The organism is Viridibacillus sp. d25.2, from assembly GCF_055456015.2.
The window spans coordinates 2,955,241-2,979,266 of sequence record NZ_CM196652.1; the positions used below are offsets into that span (position 1 = coordinate 2,955,241).

The window sequence follows — 24,026 nt, forward strand, 5'->3', positions numbered from 1 at the left end:
GAGTGAAGGTGGTGACTCCTGCGGGAAAGCGGGACAGTCCAAGACCCTGCAGGAGCATAGCGACGAAGCGGCTTGGCGCCCGCCCGCGGAAAGCGTCTACCGTAGCGGAAATCAACGGTCTTATCTAATTAAATATATTTTAGAAATAAAAAAGACTGTAGATAAACCCGAATCTCTTTGAGTTTGTCTACAGTCTGAAACTAGTTTCTTTAATAACCTACTCCACTTCAATGGCAATATGCTTGAAGTTCACAACATCAAATAATCCAGTGTCTGTCAGTTTAATGTCTGGGATAACAGGCAAGCTGATGAATGAAAGTGTTAAGAATAAATGGAAATCTAAATCTGGGTTGAGCTGTAATAATGCTTCATGCAAATTGTGAAGTTGTTTTTCGGCAACAGTAGCTGATTGGTCTGTCATCAGTCCAGCAACTGGTAATGGCAGAGCGCTTAATATTTGCCCGTCTGCAACGACAACATAACCCCCTTGCATATTCTGCAATGCTTCAACAGCAAGGAGCATATCCTCGTCATTTGTTCCTAACACAAGTGCATTATGAGAATCGTGTGCAACTGTAGTCGCAACAGCACCCTTTTGAAGTCCAAAGCCATGTGTAATACCAAGACCAATATTGCCAAGCTGATGGTGACGTTCAATAACTGCCAATTTCAACAGATCATTTTCTACTGAAGGTATGAAAATACCATCTTCAACAGTAACATCAGCTACCCGCTTCGTCGTCATTATCTGATTAGGTTGAATCTCGATAACATTCGCTTTCGACCCTTTTGTAAAAGAAATCGTCAAATCCGAAGCTGTCAATGCTGGAATCTTCACAGATTGCATAATAGCGGTTGGGACATAAACTCCTTCCTCTTTCCGTTGGAGCATCTGACCATGTTCCGCAACCTTTTTGCCATTTTTCCATACACTTCGTGGCTTACAAGTATAGAGATCTTCAAGTAGTATGAAGTCTGCTATAAATCCTTCTGCTAATGCACCTTTATGTTGTAATTGATAGCAATTGGCTGCATTAAGTGTGGCTAACTGGATGGCTTGTAACGGTTCCATTCCCTCTTCAATTGCGAGTGCGATGTCATAATTAATACTACCTTCTTGCATGAGTTCATCTAGATGTTTGTCATCAGTACAAAATAGGAATCGATGCGCATTCGTAGGTGTTACTGCCGGGAGTAACGCACGAAGGTTTTTAGCTGCTGAACCTTCTCGAATGAGTACATACATACCTTGCTGCACACGATTTCTAGCTTCTTCTGCCGTTACACATTCATGATCGGTTTGAATACCAGCTGCACGATAACCTCGAATTTGTTGGGGTGATAATCCGGCACCATGTCCATCAATGACTCGATTAATAGATTCAGTTTGTTCAATTTTAGCAAGCATCTTTTCATTACCTTCTAGTACTGCTGGAAAGTCCATTACTTCAGCTAAGCCTAGTACATCTGGATGTGTCAAGAATGGCGCCAAATCCTCAGCCTCTAATACGGCACCAGCATTTTCAAATGAAGTTGAAGGAACACTCGATGGTAGCATTACGTGAATATCCATGGTAGCATTTTTAGCATTATCCAACATGAATTGAATCCCATTTACTCCTGAGACGTTTGCAATTTCGTGTGGATCTGTAATTACTGTCGTAATACCATGTGGCAATAAAATACGACTAAATTCAGATGGTGTTAACAGCGATGATTCAATATGTATATGCCCGTCAATCAGACCAGGGATAACATATTTCCCTTGCGCATCCTCTTCACGCTCCGCATCATATTGACCTTTTGGATCAATCGCAACAATATATCCTTCTGAGACAACAATATCAGCCATTCTCCATTGCAAGTTGAATACATCAGCTACTTGTGCGTTTCGTAAAATAAAATCAGCTTTTATTTTCTTCTGTGAACATAAAATTCTACGTTGTCTACTTTGTAATTGGGATTTCATCATGATTCCTCCTAATTTATATGTAAAAACCTTTTTATATTTATACCATAAATATACTTGTAGCAGTATTTTTTTAAATAAATGTGCAGCGTTTTAATCATTTGAATGAAACCTTTTCTTCCCTCATACGTAAATAAATAGAAGGGAGTTATCACATGTTCAATCAACCTAAGTTAAATATTCCCCGATCTCCTTTGAGAACGACATTTGATATTTTGGCAATCGGGGTATTCGTATTAGCAATTATATATGGAATTACACAGTGGTCTAGTTTGCCTTCAGAGGTCCCTACTCACTATAATGCATTAGGTGAACCAGATGACTGGGGACCTAAATGGATGTTTTTTTTACCACCTGGTATTGGAGCAGCAATATGGATATTCTTGTATGTAATTGAACTAAAACCTCATTTGCATAATTATAGTACATTAACAGCAGAAAATACTGAGAGACTATATCAGAATTCAATGCTACTATTAAATTTTGTCAAAAATGAGGTTCTCTTATTTTTTGCTTATAATATGTGGAATGATGTTCATGTGGCTCGTGGCGGTGAAAGTTTACTTGGAATCTATGAGATGCCACTGTTCCTTGTGATCCTATTCGGTACGATAATCTACTTTGTAGTACGTACCTTCAAGCTTAGATGACATAAAAAATGTTCAAGCCAAATGAGAAGCTTGAACATTTTTTTATACATTTTTTACTTTGTGTACTTGGTCAATTGGAACTTTTTTTTGCCGTTTAGTTTCCACATGATAATACCTTTTCTTGGTGCAATATAGTAATGAGAATACGTGCCATATATGTGGTGATCTATTCGAACTTTAACAACATTTTCGAAAGAACCCGCAGTAGTTTTAACAGTCATATTGACATCTTGAACCTGTAACTTATCTTGATCATTTTTCCACTTCTTCCCCTTCGTTAATGGATAGTTTAGTCGAAAATTTGTGTGTCCAGTAGGCGAGAGATATGTGAAGTACTTACTATTTTCCAAATAAGAAGAATCCAATCCATTTTTAGACTTCGTTTTCACACCGCCTTTTACTTCTACGAACGTATCTGTACTCTTCCCGTAGTAGACATCCTCTTCATAATTTCCGTAAGTATACTTCCCTATTTTGGGTAGCAAATTCCCCGTCACTTTTTGCACAACTTTTTTTGAATTTAAATAGCTGGTAGAAACAAAACCCGTACCCTTTTTATAATTTACTTTTGACCACCCTTTTGATGTACTAATCACTTCCACTTTCTCGTTTTTCTTTAATTGCCCTAGCTTTTTTGAATTTTTCGTAGCATTCATCCGAACGTTTAACACATCTACTTGTACATATTGTATTGATAAGTTCGTTTTTGCTTCTATCTTTGTTAGGTTAATGAAACTCACATTACTGATTAAAATCATGATAATCAATATATATTTAAGGCGTTTCATATCTGGACACTCCTCCTATCTAATAAAAAACCCTATTTATTCCACACAAACCATTATACATAATTAATACCCTAAAATATCCAATTAAATCATTTTTTAAACCTTTAAATAGACTGAATTTTCAAACAACTATCAAATTACCTATTTTTAATTGGTATATTTGATAGCTTGTTCTCCATATATTAAGTTTAAAGATTTACTAGTTAGAACAATTTATTCGAAAGGAGGAGATAGGATGAAAAAGAGTTTAATAGTATTGCTATTGGTGATGAGCATTGTTTTAACGGCATGTGGAGGAGGTGACAGTGATAAAGCTGGGACTACCGGTGAATCTACAATTGACCGTGTACGAAAAGCTGGGAAATTGGTTGTTGGTACGGCTACTGGCTATGCACCTTTTGAAATGGTAAATATGAAAGAAGAATTTGTCGGCTATGATATCGATACTGCAAAAGCAATAGGAAAGGCATTGGATGTCAAAGTAGAATTTAAAGAATATTCATTCGATGGGTTAATCGCTGCACTGCAAGTTGGCGAAATTGATATGATCATTTCTGGTATGACAATTACTGGGCCTCGTGCATTGTCTGTTAGTTTCCCAAATCCGTATTATCAAACAAAACAGGTTGTGCTATTACCTGAGAAAGATAAAACGACAAAATCTTGGAAAGAGCTCGATAAAAAAGGGAATAAAATTGCAACTATTATCGGGACGACTGGTCAAATTTTAGCAAAAGCAAATTTTAAAAATGCAGAGTTCAAAGATTATAGAGAAATGCCTGCTGCTGCTTTAGCGATGTTATCAGGTCAGTTAGATGCTGTTATTTATGATGAATCTTCAGTTCGAATTTGGCAAAAGGAAAATGGAAAATCTCGTATTTTAGATGAAGATATTTCCGCAGAAAATTTAGGAATTGCAGTAGCTCACAATGATTTAGTGACAGTCCAATGGTTAAATTCATTCCTTTATAGTTATTTAGGTGGACCACAGGAACTAGCTTCACGTTCTTACTGGTTTGAAAGTGATGATTGGTATGGAGATATTAATACAAAAGTAAAAGAAGAATAACCGATTATAACCAATACTCGGAAGACCTTATCTTATGCTAAATGAATATAAGGTCTTCAGTTGTTTTTACGATCTTATTTTAAAGTCATATCAAAGGAGGAGTTCCTGCACTATGAGATATCAGCCTGATTGGACTGTTATTACAAATAATCTCGATATCTTTTTTAAAGGGATGTATTTGACGCTAGAAATTTCAGCATTGTCTTTACTATTTGCAATACCAATTGGTATCCTTTTTGGGGTTGGACGTATATCAAAAAATCGGATCATTCGATTTACTGCCTCTGTGTATGTTGAAGTTATGCGTGGTGTACCTCTACTCGTTATATTGATTTGGATTCATCTCGTTCTTGGTCAGTTTTTAAAACTTGGCTCTTTTTGGGGATCGATTGTCTCACTCGCTATTTTCTCTGGTTCATTTATCGCAGAAATTGTTCGAGGTGGAATTCAATCTGTTCCGAAAGGCCAGATGGAAGCTGCTCGTTCATCAGGCATGTCTAATATTCAAGCCATGCGTTTAATCATATTACCACAAGCTTTTAGAAAAACATTACCTCCTATGGCATCGCAATTCATCATTCTTATTAAAGACTCATCGCTCGTTTCAACCATTTCAGCTGTAGATTTAACATTAAAGGCGACAAATCTCGCTGCTATCTCTTACCGCTATATCGAAATATGGACATTCGTTGCTCTATTATATTTTGCAATGACATTTACATTATCACTAATCATTCGCCAGTTTGAGAAACATTGGTTAAAAAGTGAGTATTAAGAAAGGGCTGATTGCATGATTTCCATTAATAATGTCAATAAAAGCTTTGGAAACAATCAAGTTTTAATCGATATTAATTTACAAGTAGAACAATCAAATGTGATTGCTTTAATAGGACCAAGTGGTGCAGGAAAATCCACGCTCATCCGGGTTATTAATGCACTTGAAGAAATTGATAATGGGGAAATATTAGTAGATGGAATTTCAATTCATGATAAAAAAACAGACATCAATAAAGCCCGTACAAATATTGGTTTCGTCTTTCAAAGTTTCAACTTGTATCCGTTTTTAACAGCACTTGAAAATGTTACAATCGCACCAATAAAGGTAAAAGGCATGACAAAAGCTGAAGCGGAAAAAATGGGCACGGAGTTACTTAGTTCACTTGGCTTAGCTGATAAAATTCATGTTCATCCCTCTCACCTCTCAGGTGGACAGCAACAACGTGTTGCCATTGCAAGAGCATTAGCGATGGACCCACAAATTATGCTCTTTGATGAGCCTACATCTGCTCTAGATCCAGAAATGGTGAAGGAAGTTTTAGATGCCATTCGCAAACTGGCAAAGGAAGGTATGACAATGGTCGTCGTAACTCATGAAATGGGCTTCGCACGCGAAATTTGCGACAAAATTGTTTTCATGGCTGAGGGTAAAATTGTTGAAGTTAACTCTCCTGATAAATTTTTCACTAATCCCGAATCAGAACGCGCTAAATTATTTCTATCAAAGGTATTAAATCACTAGAAAAATGCAGTTCAGCACTGTTTTCAGGAAAATAAAACGTAGTTGAAGGAGCTCATTCCAACTGCCTTTTATTGGTCGCGTTCTTGATTTTGGTTTCCGTCATCATTTTCCATCACCTAAAGATTATTTTCAATTATTAAAATGAATGAATCTATAAAAAAGTAGAGGGTAGATTTTTTGGGGTTTGGAGAAGCGTCCTCTCGACTCCTGCGGGATTAGCGAGACAGACGAGACCCTACAGGAGCGTAGCGACGAAGCGGCTCGGCGCTCGCCCGCGGAAAGCGAGTGGAAAGCTTCGGAAAACCTGATCTATCCTGTATACAAATAAAAAGACTGTAAAATGAATGAGTATATAGAAAAGTAGAAGGTAGCATTTTATTGGTTCGGAGGAGCGTCCTCTCGACTCCTGCGGGATTAGCGAGACAGACGAGACCCTACAGGAGCGTAGCAACGAAGCGGCTCGGCGCGCGCCCGCGGAAAGCGATCGGTAAGCTTCGGAAAACCTGATATCCTGTATACAAATAAAAAGACCGTAGATAAACCCTAATTTCTTCGCAATTTGTCTACAGTCTAACATCTATTAAAATGAATGAGTATATAGAAAATTAGTAGAAGGTAGCATTTTATTGGTTTGGAGAAGCGTCCGCTCGACTCCTGCGGGAAAAACGAGACAGACGAGACCCTGCAGGAGCGTAGCGCCGAAGCGGCTCGGCACTCGCTCGCGGTAAGCGAGCGGTAAGCGAGCGGTAAGCGAGCGGTAAGCTTCGGAAAACCTGTTCTATCCTGTTTACAAATAAAAAGACTGTAGATAAACCCTAATTTTTTCGCAATTTGTCTACAGTCTAACATCTATTAAAATGAATGAGTATATAGAAAATTAGTAGAAGGTAGCATTTTATTGGTTTGGAGAAGCGTCCGCTCGACTCCTGCGGGATTAGCGAGACAGACGAGACCCTACAGGAGCGTAGCGACGAAGCGGCTCAGCGCTCGCCCGCGGTAAGCGAGCGGTAAGCTTCGGAAAACCCAATCTATCCTATATACAAATAAAAAGCCGGTAGAAATCTCGTTTTTTTAGAGTTTATATACAGCGAGAGCAGTTCAGCACTGCTCTTTTTAATCGTCCTTTTTATCAACAAGCACTAATATTAATGTGGCTATAGGTCCCAATAGTAAAGACAAAACAAACCAGTTAAACCCTGATCGATTTTTCCCTTGAGCTATGCCTGCATTTATGAGCATCAGAGTACCCCATCCTACAACATATTGATTATCCATTATTTATCCCGGCTTTCCTTTTTATTACTAACTATACGAATAGAAAGGATCAATGGTTTCAGGTTAACTTCAACTACAAACTATATTACTTGAATTTCTTTTACACCATTTCGCTTTAATATTTGCTGAGCCTTGTTGCGTATTGAATCATTATGAAAACAATCATCGTAGAATACAATACTACTTGGTTTTTTACTTGCTAAAATATTAATTTGCTCTAGTGATAGATTCTTTTCAAGACATATGAATACTGTACCTCCATTAACTGCAAAGACGGTACACTCCCCTAGAATGAATCGTTCAACTGGTAATACTATATCTATTCCTTGCTTGAGAAGTATTTCAAATAGTACATCCTCTTCACTTCTCCCTTGTTTTACTATACTTAATGGCACTTTTTTTATATTGGTCAGGTACTCTTCCCACAGATTTAGATTAGTCGTATCTAGTCTAAAATTTTTAAAACCTAAATCATAATGACTCGCATCTTGTACTTCTCTTTGCACACATACCATTCTCTCTTTACCAAGTTCTGATAACAGTGGCTTTCTATCAACGCTCTTTAAAAAATCGATTAGTTTTTTTGTATCTTTTTTAGCATCACCTGTTAAATTTTCATGCAATTGTTCAAGGTCTTCGTCAATCTGTACAAGGATGTATCGAAGTGATAAATTACTCTCGATATTGTATCGAACAGTCGCTTCACCAAACGTCCCTGATCCAGAGAAGAAATCCATTACTATATCATCGTCTTTTAAAGAGACCATGCTTAATAATCTAGTTATTAATTTCAAGGGTTTTTTCCCATTTCGGTACTCAACAAACCCTTCTTTATCTAATCCAGTTGTTTTAATATCTGCCCAGAAATCGCATGGATGCACAGTTAAATAATCATCTGCAAATAGTATTTTGATACGTGGTGACTCCACAGCTGAATTATAATGATTGTTTATAAAATAGAGCTTTTTATTTGGTGTGGTAATAACAAATGCTCTATTTTGATTCTTTTTTCTCTTGTCATCAGCAATAGTTTTTACACTAGCTGCCACTGAGACCGTTCTTATAATTCTCCAAGCGTTACTGAATAAAAAGGTCTCAAATTCATTTTTTTTAATGTTGTTTTTTCTAGCAAATTCAGAAACGGTGACCATTTGAATGTTTGCTATTATGTCATCACTTCTTCTAATGTCCGCTATTGTTCTATCTTCATTATCACGAATTGCTTTTAGTTCTTTTATTTCTTTCTCACTAATATTTGTGAGAATTGTTTTATATTCATTGTCCCACTCGTTTTTAGGAATCTGTATTTTCTGAAAAGTAGCGTTCCTTTTTTTATAACAGAGCACATATTCTTTTAATTTAGGGATTTTTCTTTTAACGTGAGTCATTTTAACACCTGTTGGCTCAGACATTTTAACAACTATAGTAGAGACAAAATTTTCTTCTCCAAATATTTCATTGCAAATTCGTTTTAAATTATCCACTTCATTATCATCAATGGAGATAAAGATCACCCCATCATCAGACAATAAGTTACGTGCAATTTTCAATCTTGGATACATCATATTTAACCATTCAGTATGGACCCTACCACTAGTCACTGCATTAGATTCTAAACATCCATTCGTATGTTCTTTATAGTTTTTCATCTTGTCACGAAAATTATCTTTATAAACAAAATCATTTCCAGTATTGTATGGTGGATCGATATAGATAAGCTTTACTTTATTACAATAACTGCTTTGAAGTACTCGCAAGACTTCTAAGTTATCGCCTTCAATATAAAGGTTTTTCGTTGTTTCCCAATCTATACTCCCTGCAATATCCGGGCGTAAAGTTCCTGTCGTTTGCTGTTGGGCTAACTGTATCGCTGCTGTTTTTCCATTCCATGTAAAATCATACCGTTCTTTTTCAGTTTCTATCTGTTCACCTAATAACAATTGAAGCTTCGCAAAATCTATTTTGTTTTCTGTACAAATTTCCGGGAAAAGCACTTTCATTTTTTCAATATTATGCTGTACATTATGAAAAGATTGGCCATTTAGTTTATCCATATTAGCGCACTCCTTTATATATGTAAAACTATTTCAATTGTAATAAATTCTTATTTTACAGTATTTTCCCATTATTATAACAACTATTCAACACTATCTCACTTAATAATTATTCCTATTTGTTATATTAATTTAGCATCAGCTAACATTTTGTGAATTAATGGGTTAAAATAGTTCTTAAGTACCCCCCTTCCCTTTGTTCTATTTTATGAACGAATAAAAATAAAGGTGGTTGTGTAAATGCTTTTAACAATTGAAGAATTAAAAAATACAACGCACGCTACTTATTTATCTGGAAATTTGCTAGAGACTATCAAATTTGGTCATGAGCTAGTCGGAAAAGCCATACTACAACAAGATCGGGTTAGTATTCGTTATGGCTATATGTACCTGGCAGTTTCATACCATGCATTAGGAGAATTAAAAAACGCATTCCACTATACTTTTTTATACGATGAGTATTGTCAACAAAGCAAAGAGGAACTAAGTAATCCAGAGAAGGAAAATCTTTATCTTCTACTGTTTTTCCTTTATGAATATAACGAAAACTGGGAAAAAGCGCGGGAAACAATAAGACTAAATATGGAGCTAGCTGAAAAGCTCTACGCAACTGATATGATGAGCAATTGTTATAGTAATTTAAGCAAGGTTGCAATTGCAGAGCAAAAATATAGCGAAGCACATGATTATGCTTTGCAGGGGTTAGATATAGCCTTATCAAAGCATGCTAATATTCCTCAGCTTACATTCCAAGCATTATGTAACCTCGTTGAAGCATCGTTAAAACTTAATCTAGTAAATGATGCGACGAAGTATTTAAGCACCTTATCAGCTTGTTTGGATGATTCAAACTCCATCAAGTGGCAAACTCTTTATTACCAATATGTTGGTGAATTATATTTATTAATAGAGCAATACGAAGTAAGTTACAAAGCAGCCATTACTTGCAAAGAATTAACGACAAAAGCAGGGAATTTGGCAGCTAAAAAGAGGATTATTTCACTACTAATAGAGCTTTGTGAACGGTTGAAGCGCTTTGAAGACGGTTATTATTATTACAAAGAATATGTTGATATTTTACAAGAACTCAAACAAGCTGCTATATATAAAACAACCCTCCAGTTAGAAATCCAGCATCGTGTGGCAGCTATTCAAGAACGGACAAACTTAGATGGTTTAACTAATATTTTTAATCGTTATCATTTAGAAAATGTAGCAAAAAAGTGGTTACTAGAAGCAACAAATGAAAAATCGACTGTCACTTGTTTAGTATTCGACATCGATAATTTCAAATCAATTAACGATCAATACGGCCACTTAATTGGCGACGATGTAATCAAACTTGTAGCAAACACTTGTAAAGAAATGGTCAATCTTGAAACAACTTTTGCAGCTCGGTTTGGGGGAGACGAATTTGTCATTTTACTACGCCATCTAACGACAAATGAAGTAATGGAATTTGCAAATACTCTTAATCATACGTTGGCTGCTATGAGGTTACCAATAGAAGATTCAATACTTACATTTACAGTTAGCATGGGTATGGCTAAGAACCGTAAAGGCGAAATAAATTCTTTCCACGAAATCTTCAAGCATGCAGACATAGCTTTATATAAAGCAAAAGAAAATGGGCGGAATCAGATTAGGCAGTACGAGTAAGCTATTATTAAAGTAATTACTTCTTTATACCAAAATAAGGTATACTTAAACTTCATATTCAGAAATGAATTAGAAGTTTATTTTATTTGATTGTATTATCTCTTTTAAAAGGAGCAAAAAGAATTATGGCAGAACTACGTAAAGATGTTTATAATAAAGCGTTTTTTTTACAATTTTCTGAGAAGGTTAAAAACGTATATCCAGCATTTGATGAACAGCTTTTCATGACTCTTTTACTTGATGAAGGATGGGAACAACGAGAATTAAAGCAAAGGACTCGACATATTTCAATTACATTAAGAGCTACCTTACCTCCTTCTTATCCCGATGCTATTGTTGTTTTAAGTCAACTCGCTCCTGAGTGCAAAGGTTTTGAATACTTATTTTTCCCTGACTTTATAGAGGTATATGGTTTAACAGATTGGGAAACTTCAATTGAAGCATTGAAACTCTTTACACTAACCTCCAGTGCTGAATTCGCTGTGCGCCCATTTATAGAACAAGATCCAAAAAGAATGATGGCTATTATGGAAGAGTGGGCTACTGATGAAAATGAGCATGTTCGTAGGCTAGCGAGTGAAGGGTGTCGCCCCCGCCTTCCTTGGGCACCAGCTTTAACGATGTTTAAAATAAACCCTGCCCCAATTATCCGAATCTTAGAATTGTTAAAGGCGGATGACAGCGAATATGTCCGAAAAAGTGTTGCAAATAATTTAAATGATATAACAAAAGATCATCCTGAATTAGTGAAATCTCTTGGCAAAAGTTGGATGGGACAAAATTCTAAAACCGATTGGATCATCAAACATGCCTGTAGAACACTCCTTAGACAAGCAGATCCAACCACACTTGCCTTATTCGGGTTCCATCATGCCCCTACTGTTGAATTAAAAGATTTTAATCTCTCAACAGATCAAATAGCGATAGGAGATGCATTTACATTTACATTTACCTTTGCTAATCCGACAACAGATGCCACAAAACTTCGAATAGAGTACGGTATCGACTTTATGAAAGCTAATGGCATAACACGTAGAAAGCTCTTTAAGATAACTGAAAATACGTATCTACATGGCGAATATACTTATACTAGAAGTCATTCCTTTAAACAGCTATCTACTAGAAAACACTATGCCGGTAAACATCGAATAGCAATCGTTATAAACGGTGTGGAAATGGCTGGGATTGATTTTCTATTGAAAGAAGAAAAGCAGACAATTTCAGGAGTTGTAAATAATTTATAATTAACCTCTTGTTGGTGATAGTTTAATTCATATAGACTAATACCTTAAAAAATGTTTTTCTATAAAGTTAAAAAGCTTCAGATTCTTAACGAATCCGAAGCTTTTTCATTTAAATATTACTTCACTTTTATACTTAATTTGCTGCTTCTATTTCCTACTTGATCTTTAGCATAAATAGATACTGTTGATTTAGCTTTTTGTTTTTTGATTTTCACACTGAAATTACCTTTGTCTGTTGCTTTAGCAGTACCAATTTTTTTATGTTTACTATTGTAAATTGTAATGGTCGCTCTTGCCTCAGTTTTACCAGTTACTTTTGTAGTTTTCGATGTAATTTTAGATACTTTTGGTTTTTTCGGCGCAATTTTGTCTTTAACAGTAACTGTTTTTGATATGCCTTTATTGCCTTCTGTATCTAGAGTTTTTACAACTAATTTTACATTAGCTTTTTGTTTTGAAAATTTCAGTGTATAGTTGCCTTTGCTACTAGCTTTTGTTGATTTAAGTAGTTTTGAGCCATTATAAATAGAAACTATTGCTTTCGCTTCTGTAATCCCTTTTACAGTTGTTGTTTTGTTTGAAATTGATCCGACTGTAAGTTTTGTTGGGCCTATTTTATCTAATACAGTAATTGTTTTTGAAATACCCTCATTGCCAGCTTCATCAGTAGTCTTTACCACTAATTTGACATTCGCCTTTTGTGCAGGAATCTTTAGTGTGAATACTCCATTCCCGTTGGCCTTTGTAGATGTAAGTAGTCTATTGCCATAGTATATTGAGACAGTTGCATTTGCTTCTGTCGTTCCTGTTACTGAAGTTGTTTTGTTTGAAATTGTACCTACTGTAAGTTCAGAAGGCCCTACATTATCAGGTTCTGGTTTTTCTTCTGGTACACTTGGATCAGGAGTTTCACCTGCAGCTAATCGAGCAAATGTTGATTTGCCATTTAGAGCATCGGCTAGAGCGATGATAACCTGTTCAGTCGCCATCAAATTCGATTTTGTATCATTTGCCATCCACTTAAATGAACCATCTGATAGTTGATACTGATCAATCATTTGCTCTAGAATATTAACTTTTTTACCGTCTTTTTCATAGCTCCATTTATCAGTTGTTAAATCTTCACCAGCTGTAGCAAGTCCCATAATAATACTAGCCATTGAGTTCGCATTATTAACAAAACCTTCTTTTTGATATTTTGCATGGAGACCATTTACCGCTTTAGTAATTGCTTCTTCAACTGTTAAATTCTTATCTTCTATATCATTAATAAGCGTTAAAGCAGTTATATTCCACCCTGTTACATCAAGATCATCGGATGAACCGAATCCAGAAAATAAACCTGAAGCATTTTGTTTCTTTAAAATAACTGATAGATGTTTCTCTTTGTCATAAGTTCCTTTTGCTAATCCTAGTGCAATAGATGCCCAAGATTCACCATAGGCTGTAAAGAAGCTACCATCTACTTTTTGTTTGTTTTGTAAATCCTCAACAATATTACGTTGCCCTAGGTTTGTTGGATCCAACCCTAGAATATAGGCACCGATAATTGTACCTGCATCTTCATTAGATGTACTTGAAGCAGTTGCTTTTGTTTTCATCCAATATGATTTATCACTTGTAACTTCTGAGCCCTCTGCCCATTTGTAATTTTTAATATCCATTCCTAATGCATACATAGCAGATAATGACCAGTAGCCACTATGTGAGCCAATTACTCTAGAACTAATAGTTTGTTTGTTAGTGATATAATATTGCTTTGCTTTCTCTAGTGAGTTTACTAGTTTTTCTTTGATTGCTTGTGACGATGTTGTTTGAGTTACATTTACTTCATTGTTTACTACCGTATTATTTTCAGCTTGAGCTGCAAACGGTGTTAGTAATGATAATAGCATTACAAAAGCTAGCATCCTACTTAATGAACGTTTTAACATTTGAATCCCTCCAATTTTATTAGGTTTTGTAGCATTCGGAAATCGGCTTTTTTATGCTAATAAACTAAATAACTTTCACTTATGTTTAATTCATGTAATTTATAAGTTCTTAACAAAAAAAAAAGCTATTTCTCCATAGAGAAATAGCATAAATACAAAGAAATATAAAACAATAGAATTGTCCAATATAGATTGTTTTGCCGTAATCTCACTTTATTCCGAAGAGTAGATATACACTTTGAATTAGATAGGTCTCCTGGCTTTTGCATCAGTTTACTTTAAGGCCCTTCCCGTTTAAAACAGTGGTATTCCCTTATTTCATCAGCATTTACAGTTGCGGATACAGCTTCGGTACTTCACCGAATTCCCTTTTATGTATGTAATTACATCTAATTCTGGCATAAAATATTCACTTAATACAAACTTATCATAATATTTAAAATTAATCTATCTAATTTTGATTAATATTTGACATTTATTTCACCATACATCAAATATCTACATTTTAAAATATTAAAATGCATTTTTCTGTGTCAAAAAATAGTATATATATGTGATTCTATCACTCAACAAATAACAGTATATTCAAATACATGCTATTATTAGTGAATATATCTATTTTTTAAAAATACAAATTTATAAATAAAGGAGAGATTAGATGGACAGTTCAGTACTTTTATTTATTTGCTTAGCTTTAATATTATTAGGTACGATTTCTTTCATGCTGTTTGTGAGAAGGATCATTATTAATACAACTCCAACCCCAAAGAATGAATACACAGAACTAAATGAAAAATTGGATAAGATTATTATGTTATTGGAGAAGCAATCTAAGTAATTGTTATTCATTATCAAAAAACGAGCTGCTGTCCTTATATCAAACTTAGCTCGTTTTATTTTGATTTTAAGATAAATTTAATTCTACTTCGATAATAACAGGCGACCATTTTGCCATAAGACCTCTACAGGAATTTCAAAAAATGCAGAAAGCTTTTCACTTACGCCTAATTTCCGGTAAACTTAATAACAAAAAACCGACTAATTTTTACATAAAGTTTGTTAACATTTTTTTATTATTAGTTTACTGAAAGGTGTGAGTACAATTTTTAATTCAATAAAAACGAATCTATTATTTTCTATTTTTCTATCAATAATGTTTGGAATCTTAATTTTTATAATTTTTAAAAATTATAAAGGTGAATTAGATTGGGGCAATACAATTTTGGTTATTGGTGGATTTTTCGCATTTTTCAACACCGGAATAGTATATCAAAAATATTTATTTTCAAAAAAAAAATGAAAGTACTATTAGTTTGAAATGAAAATGCCCTCCTAGAATTTCTTTGGAGAGCATTGTAATAAATTTGTTTTCTTTTCCCTTGTTATAGTCTATCTGTCTATCTGTTTCTCTGTCCATTGAACTCCCTTATTTCCAGATACCAACCGAAAAATTAGCAACATGTTTTAATAGCTCTAGTCCTTTTAATTTTTGCTATAAACCACGGTTGTATGTATTTGTCGTATTAGATATTGCAATTCATGTATTGGTTTACGTTGGTCATATGCGTATTTTACAAGATATATCCAAACTATTAAAACCAAAATAAATACTCCAATTATTATTAATGTTCCTCTCATCCATGCCACCTCTTGTCCGTATCAAAGATTGTTACTAATAATCATATTTGTGGGGGATATTAACTCGTAATCGTTTATCATTTGATTATTCTCTTTTTCTTTAATTACTGATACCCCTTCAGTCGGTTTTACATTACTATTTGTTATGACTTCTCTTCTTCAAATAAAAAGAGATTCCTGTTAGCACAGAGCTTCTGTATTATTGTCAGCCTACAAGCGTGCGTCTTTTTGGAAATTCAGGTGAAAATGGTCAACATCCTGATAAACACCAAACTCATATCCCTTTTCTTTGTAATATTTGATGATTTCCGGAAGTGCTTGTAATGTTTGTGGCTTTTCATGTACAAGAATGACCTCTATGTCATCTGTTGTTCCCTTTTTAATATTTTCTACAATTTGATTAGGATTATCTTTTAGCTCCCAATCACGAGAATCAATTGTCCAATCCCAAACTTTAATACCAGCTTCTACAATTTGGTCCCGAATTTGTTGGTCTTCCAATCCCGGTGCTGAACCATATGGAGAACGAACCAACGTAGGATTTGTGCCTGTAATATTACGGATAAGCTCTAATGCTTCTTTCATCTCTGGTACAAATTGTCCTTCAGTGTATAACCTCTTGCTATCATGTGTCATACTATGTCCACCGATATAATGACCTTCTTTTATCGCTCGTTTAACATTTTCTTGGTACCCCGCATTTTGTAGGTTTTTTCCTATCATAAAAAATGTTGCTTTGACTTTTTGCTCTTTTAATACATCTAAAAATTGACCTGTCAATGTACTCGGCCCATCATCGAATGTTAAATACACAACTTTCCCTTCTGGCTTTCCATCAGGTTTTTTCTTTTTTTCATGCTCTATTTTTTCTTTCTCTTTTAGTTGTTCCGTAGCTCGTTTACTATTTTCTTTAACTCCCGCTTTTGCAGAAGTAGAATTGAATTTACTTATTGAAAAGTACACTAAAAATGCTGTTGTTAGAAGAATTCCTAATGATAGTACGATCTTAAATATTCTCTTTTTAGTATTTCTTGATAGTTTCATTATTTATCTCTCTCCATCGGTTGTATATGCAGTATATATAAATTTAAATTTACAAAGTGGCAATGAAAAAATGCCGTTGTTATTACATTAAATAGCGGTTTTTAATTGTAATTATTTAAGGTTTCTTTCCATATAACATCCGCTTTTATCACATTAAGACCACACTTTTTTCTTGAATACCTAGCTTTCTTTTATTCGATTGAAAATAAAGAATAACTATATACATAGGGATAAACGCTATAAACAGATACTTAAATCTCTTTAAAAAATTCATTTTCTAGCCTCCATTTCTTTATAAAATTACTTTAAAACAAAAAATTTAAAAGAAAGTAAAAAAAAAATAAAGATTTTATAAAGATTGATAATAGAAAAGGTATATGTACAAAGAGAGTGATAATTGTTGTATCACAGTAATAGCAATTAAAAGCACCTGCAACAGGTTGAAGTATAAAAAAGTACTCAGAGATCAATTATGCCTCGGCATAATTGCGTCCGGAATCGGCTTTGTGCTTGCACAAAGAACTCCTTTCCGATTCCGTGACATCCGCCGGAGGCTTTAACTTCTTTCAGCGGGTGTTTGGACACCCGCTGAAAAGCAGCTTAAATCCGCATTCATCTCACCACCTATAGAGGTAGACTTCTACTGAAAGAAGTTAAATGGGTTTAGACACAGTATCCAAAGGTATTTATCCGTATAATTATCCCCTTATATTGGATTTTTTCCAACAGACTATCTCAATAGTCTTGACAACTACAGACTATCGCAGTAGTATGGGTATGTGGCAAACTATTGCAATAGTCCACTTAAGATAAGGAGCATGCGCGTATGCAAGTTAAATTGTTCGATTCGGAATTACAAGTCATGAATATTTTATGGGAAGAAGGCGATTTGACAGCTAAACAGCTCACACAAATATTAAACGAACGAATAGGTTGGAATAAAAATACCACCTATACAGTCATAAAAAAATGTATAAAAAAAGAGGCCATTGAAAGAATTGAACCTAACTTTATCTGTCATCCAATTATCAGAAAAGAACAGATACAAGAACAAGAAACGACAGAATTGATTGATAAAGTATTTAATGGTTCTAGATCTTTACTATTCGCATCCTTACTAGACAAGAAAAAAATGTCCGCGAGTGAGATCGATAAATTAAAGCAAATTGTTAAAGATCTTGAGTGAGGAATTATGATATGAGTATTCTCAACATGAGTGTAGACGCATCTCTCCTCCTCATCATTGTGCTATTGATGCGGATGTTAGTAAGAAATAAAGTGCCTAAGTATACATTTTTAGTTCTTTGGGGAATCGTTGTATTTAAACTACTCATCCCCTACTCTTTTTATTCGAAGTTGAGCATACAGCCTATGCTGAAAAACTTATTTGTTACGCTTACTCACTCAAATGATTCGGAAAGTATGCACAATACAATCGAAATCGCACAAACATCAAACACGTTTTATCATCAGCTTATTTTTGTGATGACAAGCGATTTCGTTCAGTACCTTTGGATATGTGGGGGTATCGGGGTTCTGCTATTCTTTATAGTGGCCTATGTTAGATTTTATAAAGAATTTCAAACAGCCATCCCAGTGAAGAATGATGAGTATCTTGATCAATGGCTAAACGATCATAAGTTAAAAAGAACGATTCAAATTGCAGTATCAGATAGAATTACTACCCCGTTAACATATGGAATCTTTAAACCAGTCATCTTATTGCCCAAATCAACAAATTGGGAAGATGCTGCAAGTATTCAGTTTATTCTCACGCATGAATTAATTCATATTAAACGCTTTGACGTTTTGTGGAAAGTAATTTTAACGATTATGGTAACTTTGCATTGGTTTAATCCATTAGTTTGGCTTATGTATTTTTTAGTAAACAGAGACATTGAATTGTCTTGCGACGAAAGGGTTATTAGACAGTTTGGAGATAAGGCAAAGTCAGCATATGCACTATCTCTCATCAATATGGCAGATGAAACCTATACGGTTACGCCGCTTTGTAATCATTTTAGTAAAAACGGGATTGAAGAAAGGATAGTGTCCATTATGACCTTAAAGAAAAAGTCGGTTTTAGGAACAGCATTAGCATGTACATTAGTCATTGGAGGGATGACCGTCTTTGCAGCAACTGGCCAAGAGCCACCAACGCTGAAAGAAGGCAAAGAACGAAATCCAGTTATTGTTGCTGCTGCATCAAATAGTACGGCGGAACCACATGTAATCGCAACAAATAAAGGCAAAGAACAAAATCCAGCTATTGTTACTGATGCATCAAATAGTACGACGGAACCACGTGTAATCAAAACAAATGAAAATAAATAAATTACTCCAAAGACTAGTCCTGAAATCCGGGACTAGTTTTTTCATTTACTCCATCATTTTTTTATAATGGAGATAGGCGCTGTGTTTCCAAGCTCTTCCCGATCAGCTAGTAGACAAGGGTTTTAAATTTAAGGTGGAATAAAAGTAAAAAGGATGACAGTCTTCTAAACAATCATGGTATCTCCAACAAACTAGGCAATATAAGGATCTATATATATTTACTTAAAGATTCCGAGAATTCCTAAACGGGTATAGATATAAAAAATCAGAAATTGCTCAAATTATTGACCGTATCCCTGAAACAATCGGCATTTATGTTACACAACCAATAAGTTGACTTCGTTGATACTCATGCATCATACTAAAGGGCTCTTTTTATTTCAAGCCCCCAATCATCCTTCTGACAGGAATGCTGCCGCTTTAGAGTACCAATAATAAAATCACCTCTACTCTAAGAAATCTAAAGAGTTGAGGTGATTTTTATCAAACTTTTTTACAAGCTATAAACATACAATTTTCAGTAGTAAACCCCCTTACTTCACCCTTGGAATTTGTCTAAATCCGAATTTAATCCTTACGATTGTGCCTTCTTCATCTCTTTTAAAACGCAGAATAAAATTCGAGTCTTTTATGTGTACTAAAAATGTGTCTTCTGCAATTGGTTTAATTATTGTTTGAATTCCATCTGAATCCATATGAAGTTTTCCCGCTTCAACATGAAGTTTCACTTTCGCTCCTTCACCAGAAACAAATTCACCTTCATACTCCTTTAATTTAGCAAGGGATACATCAATTTCTTTCAAACTAAAATGAGTATCGTAAACAGATTTACCCAGTTGTTCTGCAAATGCACTATATAATAGTTGTGTAGATGGTACTCCTGCTAAGTTAGCAAATGCGATACCTGCTAAACCTAATTCTGGAATCATATTCAATTGGGCTGCTACACCTTTAATGGAACCTCCATGTTCTATCAGTCGATAACCAAAAAAGTCTGGTACTATTATTAAACCGTATCCGTAATATTTATCAGGATCACATTGTATATAAGGTGTTGTCATTAACTCGACGCTCTTTGGTGTCAATATTTGTGCTGAGCCTACTTTTCCGTTGTTTCTGAAGATTTCCGAGTATTTAAGCATATCGTTTACAGTAGATTTCAAGAATCCAGCTGCACGCATTGCGGGCGCGTCCCAAGGATTATTCGATTCAAACACGATTGTTTCTTCCGTTTTTCCCCGTGAACTATAAAGTGTGGCAATATCCTCATGTCCATCTAATTCTTCTAAATGAAATACACTTTGATACATGCCTGCTGGATCTAGAATGTAATCTTTCAAATATTGTTCGTATTTGATTCCACTAACTCTTTCAATAATAGTGCCTAAAAGAGCGTAACACTCATTTGAATAGCTAAACTCTGTACCAGGTGCACCAAATAGCTGATACTCCGCGTTCGCAATACCTTCCATCAATTCCTCATATGTTTCAATATATGGAAGTTCAGATAATTCATTTTCTTTCTTTTCATCTTCTTCGAATCTTGGATCCAACTCTATACTCTTACGTAATGCACCCATTAATAATGTTAAAGGAGGTAATCCTGCAGAATGAGTCATAAAGTGATGAATCGTCATTTGTTTTGTATACTCTTCATTATTAGTTTTAAATTCTGGTAAATATTGAACAACAGCATCATGAACAGAAAGTTTTCCAGCCTCTTGTAGCTGGAGAATAGCCATACACGTAAATGACTTCGTTATTGAACCGATTCCAAATACGGTGTCAGAGGATAAAGGTAGCTCCTTTTCTACATTTCGATACCCAAATTCATTTTCATAAAATAATTGACCGTCTTTCGCCAAGCCCATTGCAAACCCTGGAATTTGATATTTCTTTGTAAGTTCAACAGCGTACTGATCGAATTCTTTCAGCATTGTTTCTTGTTTCATATTGTACACCTCTCCACTTCTTAATTTTCTGACTTTTTAATAAATATATCTTTTGGAAATTCATTGTTCTAGAGGCCTGAATTGCTGCATGTGAATGTGATGCACTGATTGGGTTATTGCTTATTTATAGACAATAAGAAATCGATTTCCCCCTTTCGCTGTCTATATTAATTGTACGGAACGAACTTCTCTTTTTTCTTACTCAATTCTTACAAATTCCTTAAGCTTTGAGACAAGCATAAAAGAGACACTTAGTAAACGTAAAACAGGAGCTTTCGCAGATTCCTCTAATAATTCTACTGTTCAACCAGGGAAAAGCCGAAACTTGCTAGCGAATCACTTTGGTAGTATTTACAGTGCAGGGTCCCCAAAACACTATATATGCCAACAACAGTGTTAACATTACATTTGTTTTTGGTTCTTTAGGTGAAACGCTTACTTATTGGGGTAAAAATATCGAAGGACTGTCGGTTCTTCTTCCTTGCTATTCTTAATTTCAATAACTAGAAAAATCAAATATCACGGTATCTTGTAATAATAGGATTCAAAAAAATTAGGCTACTTAAAGCCAAAAGAATTTGGTCATCAAGTAGCCTAATAATTGTGTGTTAAATAGCTTTTTTTAACACTTTGAATAGTAACGCTAATTTAGTATATTCTGCTTCTAATATCCGTTTTAATATTTAAACTGACTTATTAGGTCTTTTAACTCATCAGCCATGTGAGAAAGTGCTTGAGCAGACGCATTAATTTCTTCCATAGAAGCCAATTGCTCCTCTGTAGAGGCAGCGACTTCTTCCGATGTAGCAGCATTTCCTTTAGCTGAAAAAGCTAAATCCTGAGTATTAGCTGAAACCTCTTGGACACTCTCTGACATTTGTACTGATGTGGAAGAAACCTCCTCCATTTGAGGAGTAATTTCTTTCATACTTGACATAATTACTTGGAACTTGGCTATGGCTTCATCTGAAACCCGTAAGCCGCTAATTACATCTTCATTAACTTTCGCCATAATACGTACAGATTGCTCTGTGTCTGCTTGAATTCCATGAATAAGGTCAAAAATTTGTGTTGCAGATTGCTGCGATTGCTCTGCTAGCTTCCTTACTTCCCCGGCTACTACTGCAAAACCCTTTCCATGCTCTCCTGCCCTGGCTGCTTCGATTGCGGCATTTAGAGAGAGCAAGTTCGTTTGTTCAGCAATACCTGTAATAACATCTAAAATAGAGGTGATTTGCTGTGAACGGTCATGTAACGTTTGAATTTTTGTGTTTGAATCTGTAACAGATAGATGTATAGAATTCATTTGATCTTTTGTATCTTGTACTGCTTTGCCCCCCTCTAGGGCATGCTTAGTGGCATGTTGAGAGAGGGTGGTTACATTGGAAGAACATTCGGCTATATGAAGGATTGCTTTCGACAGTTCATTTAGCTCTTCTACATTCTTGTCCGCATTCGTAGTTTGGGTATCTGCGTTACTAGAAACTTCTTGTATAGCGATAGCCACTTGCTCGGTTGCCATACTAGTTTGATCGGCATTAGCGGTGAGCTCTTCTGCTGAAGAGGCAACTTGTTCTGCATTTACCTCTACTTTTTGAATAAGTGTTTTAAGACTATCTTGCATGAGATTGAAGACTTGTCCCAATTGTCCAATCTCATCTTTAGAGGTAATCACCAATTTTTCAGTCAAATCCCCTTTACTAATCGTCATTGCACTATCTTTTAAATCTTCAATTGGTCTGATAATTCTTTTTGTAATAAAATAAACGGCAACAGCACTTACAACAATTGAAATGGCTAATACGAGAATAGTGGTAAGCAAAATGGGCGAAGCAGATTCATCTATTTCTTTCGAAAAAATTGTTCCTGTAATTTTCCAACCTGTGAGTTTATTTGTTGTAAATAACAATGTTCGATCATCACCATCATATACATAATCATACTTACCCGATTTAGAATCATACATCTGATTAATAAAGCTCTCTTTCACTTCCCCTCCACCTTTTAAAGTAGGGTGTGAAACCACCTTTTTATTTTCATCAAAAATAGATGAGTATCCCGACTTCCCAATATTAATTGAATTTGATACTTTTTGTAGTTCTGTTAGATTAAGGTCCACTGCGACAACACCTGAACGATCATTTAACTGCTGAGCAATTGTAACGATCATATCTTCAGTCCGCACATCTTTGTAAGGTTCTGTTATAAAAGGATCTCCTTTAAGCTCTACTGCTCTTTTATACCAACTTCTTTCCAGAGGATTATAATTTTTAGCAGTAGACACGTTCGCACCTTGAATAAATGCTCCACTATTCGTTGCAAGATAAATACTGAAGACATCTGGGTTTAATTTAAAGTATTGCTGAAGAAGTGATCTTAGGGCAACCTCGCCCTTTCCATACATCGAAGAATTAATTTCCTCACTGAAGACGCCTAATTCGTTTATTTTTTCACTGATGGTTTTGTCTATAAGTTTATTTAATACTTCAACACTCTCGTTGGCACTATGAAGAATTTCCTCTTCTATAGAATCTTTAGCTGATATATATGACAATACCCCAACCAAAACAACAGGGATTACTAATACAAGCGCAAATGAAATATATAGCTTATTTTTAAGGCTTCTGAATAAATTTTTCATGCAACAATTCTCCTTTTTCTACACAATGCTTTAAAAGCTTTATTCTTAAGATGCTTTCTTACAACTATTCTCTGTATGCTTTTATACGCAAACCTTATATCGAAATACTGATAAGGAATCAAAAAGAAAAAAGCTGCTTTCTTACATATTTTTCAACTACAACTCCTTTGATTAAATAAATTATTTCCTTTGCTTTTATCGGCCGAAATACAATAATTCGAACATTAAAATTCCGAATTAAAATTACATTTAAAAA

The 24,026-nt window shown here is 34.9% G+C and carries 17 protein-coding genes and 1 riboswitch; of the genes, 9 read left to right on the forward strand and 8 right to left on the reverse strand.

All coding sequences use genetic code 11. The features are described 5' to 3' along the window. Positions 1 to 217 precede the first annotated feature (217 nt). The gene (gene ade, locus ACZLO7_RS14570) at positions 218 to 1,969 is read right to left on the reverse strand and encodes an adenine deaminase (RefSeq protein WP_464939174.1); all 1,752 of its coding nucleotides are present in this window, start codon (positions 1,967 to 1,969) and stop codon (positions 218 to 220) included. Positions 1,970 to 2,124: 155 nt separating this feature from the next. Here ade and ACZLO7_RS14575 point away from each other — a divergent pair, with 155 nt between their 5' ends. Continuing rightward, complete coding sequence (locus tag ACZLO7_RS14575) at positions 2,125 to 2,619, forward strand: DUF1648 domain-containing protein (protein ID WP_464939118.1); 495 nt, start codon at positions 2,125 to 2,127, stop codon at positions 2,617 to 2,619. 53 nt (positions 2,620 to 2,672) lie between these two features. Here the strand turns inward: ACZLO7_RS14575 and ACZLO7_RS14580 are convergent, their stop codons facing one another. Further along, the gene (locus ACZLO7_RS14580; RefSeq protein WP_464939117.1) at positions 2,673 to 3,407 is read right to left on the reverse strand and encodes an SH3 domain-containing protein; all 735 of its coding nucleotides are present in this window, start codon (positions 3,405 to 3,407) and stop codon (positions 2,673 to 2,675) included. A gap of 235 nt (positions 3,408 to 3,642) precedes the next feature. On the opposite strand from ACZLO7_RS14580, the gene ACZLO7_RS14585 reads away from it, so the two are divergent. The 3 genes from ACZLO7_RS14585 to ACZLO7_RS14595 all read left to right on the forward strand — a co-directional run bounded on the left by ACZLO7_RS14585 (position 3,643) and on the right by ACZLO7_RS14595 (position 5,995). Further along, positions 3,643 to 4,476, forward strand: coding sequence for a transporter substrate-binding domain-containing protein (locus ACZLO7_RS14585; RefSeq protein ID WP_464939116.1), 834 nt, complete (start codon positions 3,643 to 3,645; stop codon positions 4,474 to 4,476). Positions 4,477 to 4,588: 112 nt separating this feature from the next. Then, positions 4,589 to 5,251 carry an amino acid ABC transporter permease gene (locus ACZLO7_RS14590; protein WP_464939115.1) on the forward strand — a complete coding sequence of 221 codons (663 nt, stop codon included), beginning with the start codon at positions 4,589 to 4,591 and terminating at the stop codon, positions 5,249 to 5,251. Between the two features lie 15 nt (positions 5,252 to 5,266). Beyond that, positions 5,267 to 5,995, forward strand: a complete 729-nt coding sequence (locus tag ACZLO7_RS14595; RefSeq protein WP_464939114.1) for an amino acid ABC transporter ATP-binding protein — start codon at positions 5,267 to 5,269, stop codon at positions 5,993 to 5,995. Between the two features lie 1,113 nt (positions 5,996 to 7,108). Here the strand turns inward: ACZLO7_RS14595 and ACZLO7_RS14600 are convergent. Further along, on the reverse strand, positions 7,109 to 7,234 hold the full coding sequence (locus tag ACZLO7_RS14600) for a hypothetical protein (protein WP_464939176.1): 126 nt from the start codon (positions 7,232 to 7,234) through the stop codon (positions 7,109 to 7,111). Positions 7,235 to 7,350: 116 nt separating this feature from the next. Beyond that, the gene (locus tag ACZLO7_RS14605) at positions 7,351 to 9,324 is read right to left on the reverse strand and encodes a site-specific DNA-methyltransferase (protein ID WP_464939113.1); all 1,974 of its coding nucleotides are present in this window, start codon (positions 9,322 to 9,324) and stop codon (positions 7,351 to 7,353) included. A gap of 240 nt (positions 9,325 to 9,564) precedes the next feature. Here ACZLO7_RS14605 and ACZLO7_RS14610 point away from each other — a divergent pair, with 240 nt between their 5' ends. Then, positions 9,565 to 10,983: a GGDEF domain-containing protein gene (locus ACZLO7_RS14610; RefSeq protein ID WP_464939112.1), complete on the forward strand. Its 1,419-nt coding sequence runs from the start codon at positions 9,565 to 9,567 to the stop codon at positions 10,981 to 10,983. A 125-nt stretch (positions 10,984 to 11,108) separates the two neighbouring features. After that, a complete protein-coding gene (locus ACZLO7_RS14615; RefSeq protein ID WP_464939111.1) occupies positions 11,109 to 12,227 on the forward strand; it encodes a DNA alkylation repair protein in 1,119 nt (372 codons plus the stop codon). A gap of 116 nt (positions 12,228 to 12,343) precedes the next feature. Here the strand turns inward: ACZLO7_RS14615 and ACZLO7_RS14620 are convergent, their stop codons facing one another. Continuing rightward, the gene (locus ACZLO7_RS14620) at positions 12,344 to 14,161 is read right to left on the reverse strand and encodes an Ig-like domain-containing protein (protein ID WP_464939109.1); all 1,818 of its coding nucleotides are present in this window, start codon (positions 14,159 to 14,161) and stop codon (positions 12,344 to 12,346) included. 229 nt (positions 14,162 to 14,390) lie between these two features. Continuing rightward, positions 14,391 to 14,569: riboswitch (cobalamin riboswitch) on the reverse strand. Between the two features lie 250 nt (positions 14,570 to 14,819). Here ACZLO7_RS14620 and ACZLO7_RS14625 point away from each other — a divergent pair. Then, positions 14,820 to 14,999 carry a DUF4083 family protein gene (locus ACZLO7_RS14625; RefSeq protein ID WP_464939108.1) on the forward strand — a complete coding sequence of 60 codons (180 nt, stop codon included), beginning with the start codon at positions 14,820 to 14,822 and terminating at the stop codon, positions 14,997 to 14,999. A gap of 1,010 nt (positions 15,000 to 16,009) precedes the next feature. On the opposite strand, the gene ACZLO7_RS14630 is transcribed toward ACZLO7_RS14625, so the two are convergent. Further along, the gene (locus tag ACZLO7_RS14630) at positions 16,010 to 16,843 is read right to left on the reverse strand and encodes a polysaccharide deacetylase family protein (protein WP_464939107.1); all 834 of its coding nucleotides are present in this window, start codon (positions 16,841 to 16,843) and stop codon (positions 16,010 to 16,012) included. 826 nt (positions 16,844 to 17,669) lie between these two features. Here ACZLO7_RS14630 and ACZLO7_RS14635 point away from each other — a divergent pair. Next, on the forward strand, positions 17,670 to 18,029 hold the full coding sequence (locus tag ACZLO7_RS14635; RefSeq protein ID WP_464939106.1) for a BlaI/MecI/CopY family transcriptional regulator: 360 nt from the start codon (positions 17,670 to 17,672) through the stop codon (positions 18,027 to 18,029). 11 nt (positions 18,030 to 18,040) lie between these two features. Then, complete coding sequence (locus ACZLO7_RS14640) at positions 18,041 to 19,177, forward strand: M56 family metallopeptidase (RefSeq protein WP_464939105.1); 1,137 nt, start codon at positions 18,041 to 18,043, stop codon at positions 19,175 to 19,177. Between the two features lie 533 nt (positions 19,178 to 19,710). Here the strand turns inward: ACZLO7_RS14640 and ACZLO7_RS14645 are convergent. Then, positions 19,711 to 21,129 carry a serine hydrolase domain-containing protein gene (locus tag ACZLO7_RS14645; protein WP_464939104.1) on the reverse strand — a complete coding sequence of 473 codons (1,419 nt, stop codon included), beginning with the start codon at positions 21,127 to 21,129 and terminating at the stop codon, positions 19,711 to 19,713. A 676-nt stretch (positions 21,130 to 21,805) separates the two neighbouring features. After that, positions 21,806 to 23,770 (reverse strand): methyl-accepting chemotaxis protein, encoded by a 1,965-nt coding sequence (locus ACZLO7_RS14650; RefSeq protein ID WP_464939103.1) that lies wholly within the window; start codon positions 23,768 to 23,770, stop codon positions 21,806 to 21,808. Between the last annotated feature and the right edge of the window lie 256 nt (positions 23,771 to 24,026).

What these genes read in the sequence shown, in the direction of transcription:
- ade (WP_464939174.1), bottom strand. Translation starts at nt 1,969, where the DNA reads ATGAAATCCCAATTACAAAGTAGACAACGTAGAATTTTATGTTCACAG.
- ACZLO7_RS14575 (WP_464939118.1), top strand. Translation starts at nt 2,125, where the DNA reads ATGTTCAATCAACCTAAGTTAAATATTCCCCGATCTCCTTTGAGAACG.
- ACZLO7_RS14580 (WP_464939117.1), bottom strand. Translation starts at nt 3,407, where the DNA reads ATGAAACGCCTTAAATATATATTGATTATCATGATTTTAATCAGTAAT.
- ACZLO7_RS14585 (WP_464939116.1), top strand. Translation starts at nt 3,643, where the DNA reads ATGAAAAAGAGTTTAATAGTATTGCTATTGGTGATGAGCATTGTTTTA.
- ACZLO7_RS14590 (WP_464939115.1), top strand. Translation starts at nt 4,589, where the DNA reads ATGAGATATCAGCCTGATTGGACTGTTATTACAAATAATCTCGATATC.
- ACZLO7_RS14595 (WP_464939114.1), top strand. Translation starts at nt 5,267, where the DNA reads ATGATTTCCATTAATAATGTCAATAAAAGCTTTGGAAACAATCAAGTT.
- ACZLO7_RS14600 (WP_464939176.1), bottom strand. Translation starts at nt 7,234, where the DNA reads ATGCTCATAAATGCAGGCATAGCTCAAGGGAAAAATCGATCAGGGTTT.
- ACZLO7_RS14605 (WP_464939113.1), bottom strand. Translation starts at nt 9,324, where the DNA reads ATGGATAAACTAAATGGCCAATCTTTTCATAATGTACAGCATAATATT.
- ACZLO7_RS14610 (WP_464939112.1), top strand. Translation starts at nt 9,565, where the DNA reads ATGCTTTTAACAATTGAAGAATTAAAAAATACAACGCACGCTACTTAT.
- ACZLO7_RS14615 (WP_464939111.1), top strand. Translation starts at nt 11,109, where the DNA reads ATGGCAGAACTACGTAAAGATGTTTATAATAAAGCGTTTTTTTTACAA.
- ACZLO7_RS14620 (WP_464939109.1), bottom strand. Translation starts at nt 14,161, where the DNA reads ATGTTAAAACGTTCATTAAGTAGGATGCTAGCTTTTGTAATGCTATTA.
- ACZLO7_RS14625 (WP_464939108.1), top strand. Translation starts at nt 14,820, where the DNA reads ATGGACAGTTCAGTACTTTTATTTATTTGCTTAGCTTTAATATTATTA.
- ACZLO7_RS14630 (WP_464939107.1), bottom strand. Translation starts at nt 16,843, where the DNA reads ATGAAACTATCAAGAAATACTAAAAAGAGAATATTTAAGATCGTACTA.
- ACZLO7_RS14635 (WP_464939106.1), top strand. Translation starts at nt 17,670, where the DNA reads ATGCAAGTTAAATTGTTCGATTCGGAATTACAAGTCATGAATATTTTA.
- ACZLO7_RS14640 (WP_464939105.1), top strand. Translation starts at nt 18,041, where the DNA reads ATGAGTATTCTCAACATGAGTGTAGACGCATCTCTCCTCCTCATCATT.
- ACZLO7_RS14645 (WP_464939104.1), bottom strand. Translation starts at nt 21,129, where the DNA reads ATGAAACAAGAAACAATGCTGAAAGAATTCGATCAGTACGCTGTTGAA.
- ACZLO7_RS14650 (WP_464939103.1), bottom strand. Translation starts at nt 23,770, where the DNA reads ATGAAAAATTTATTCAGAAGCCTTAAAAATAAGCTATATATTTCATTT.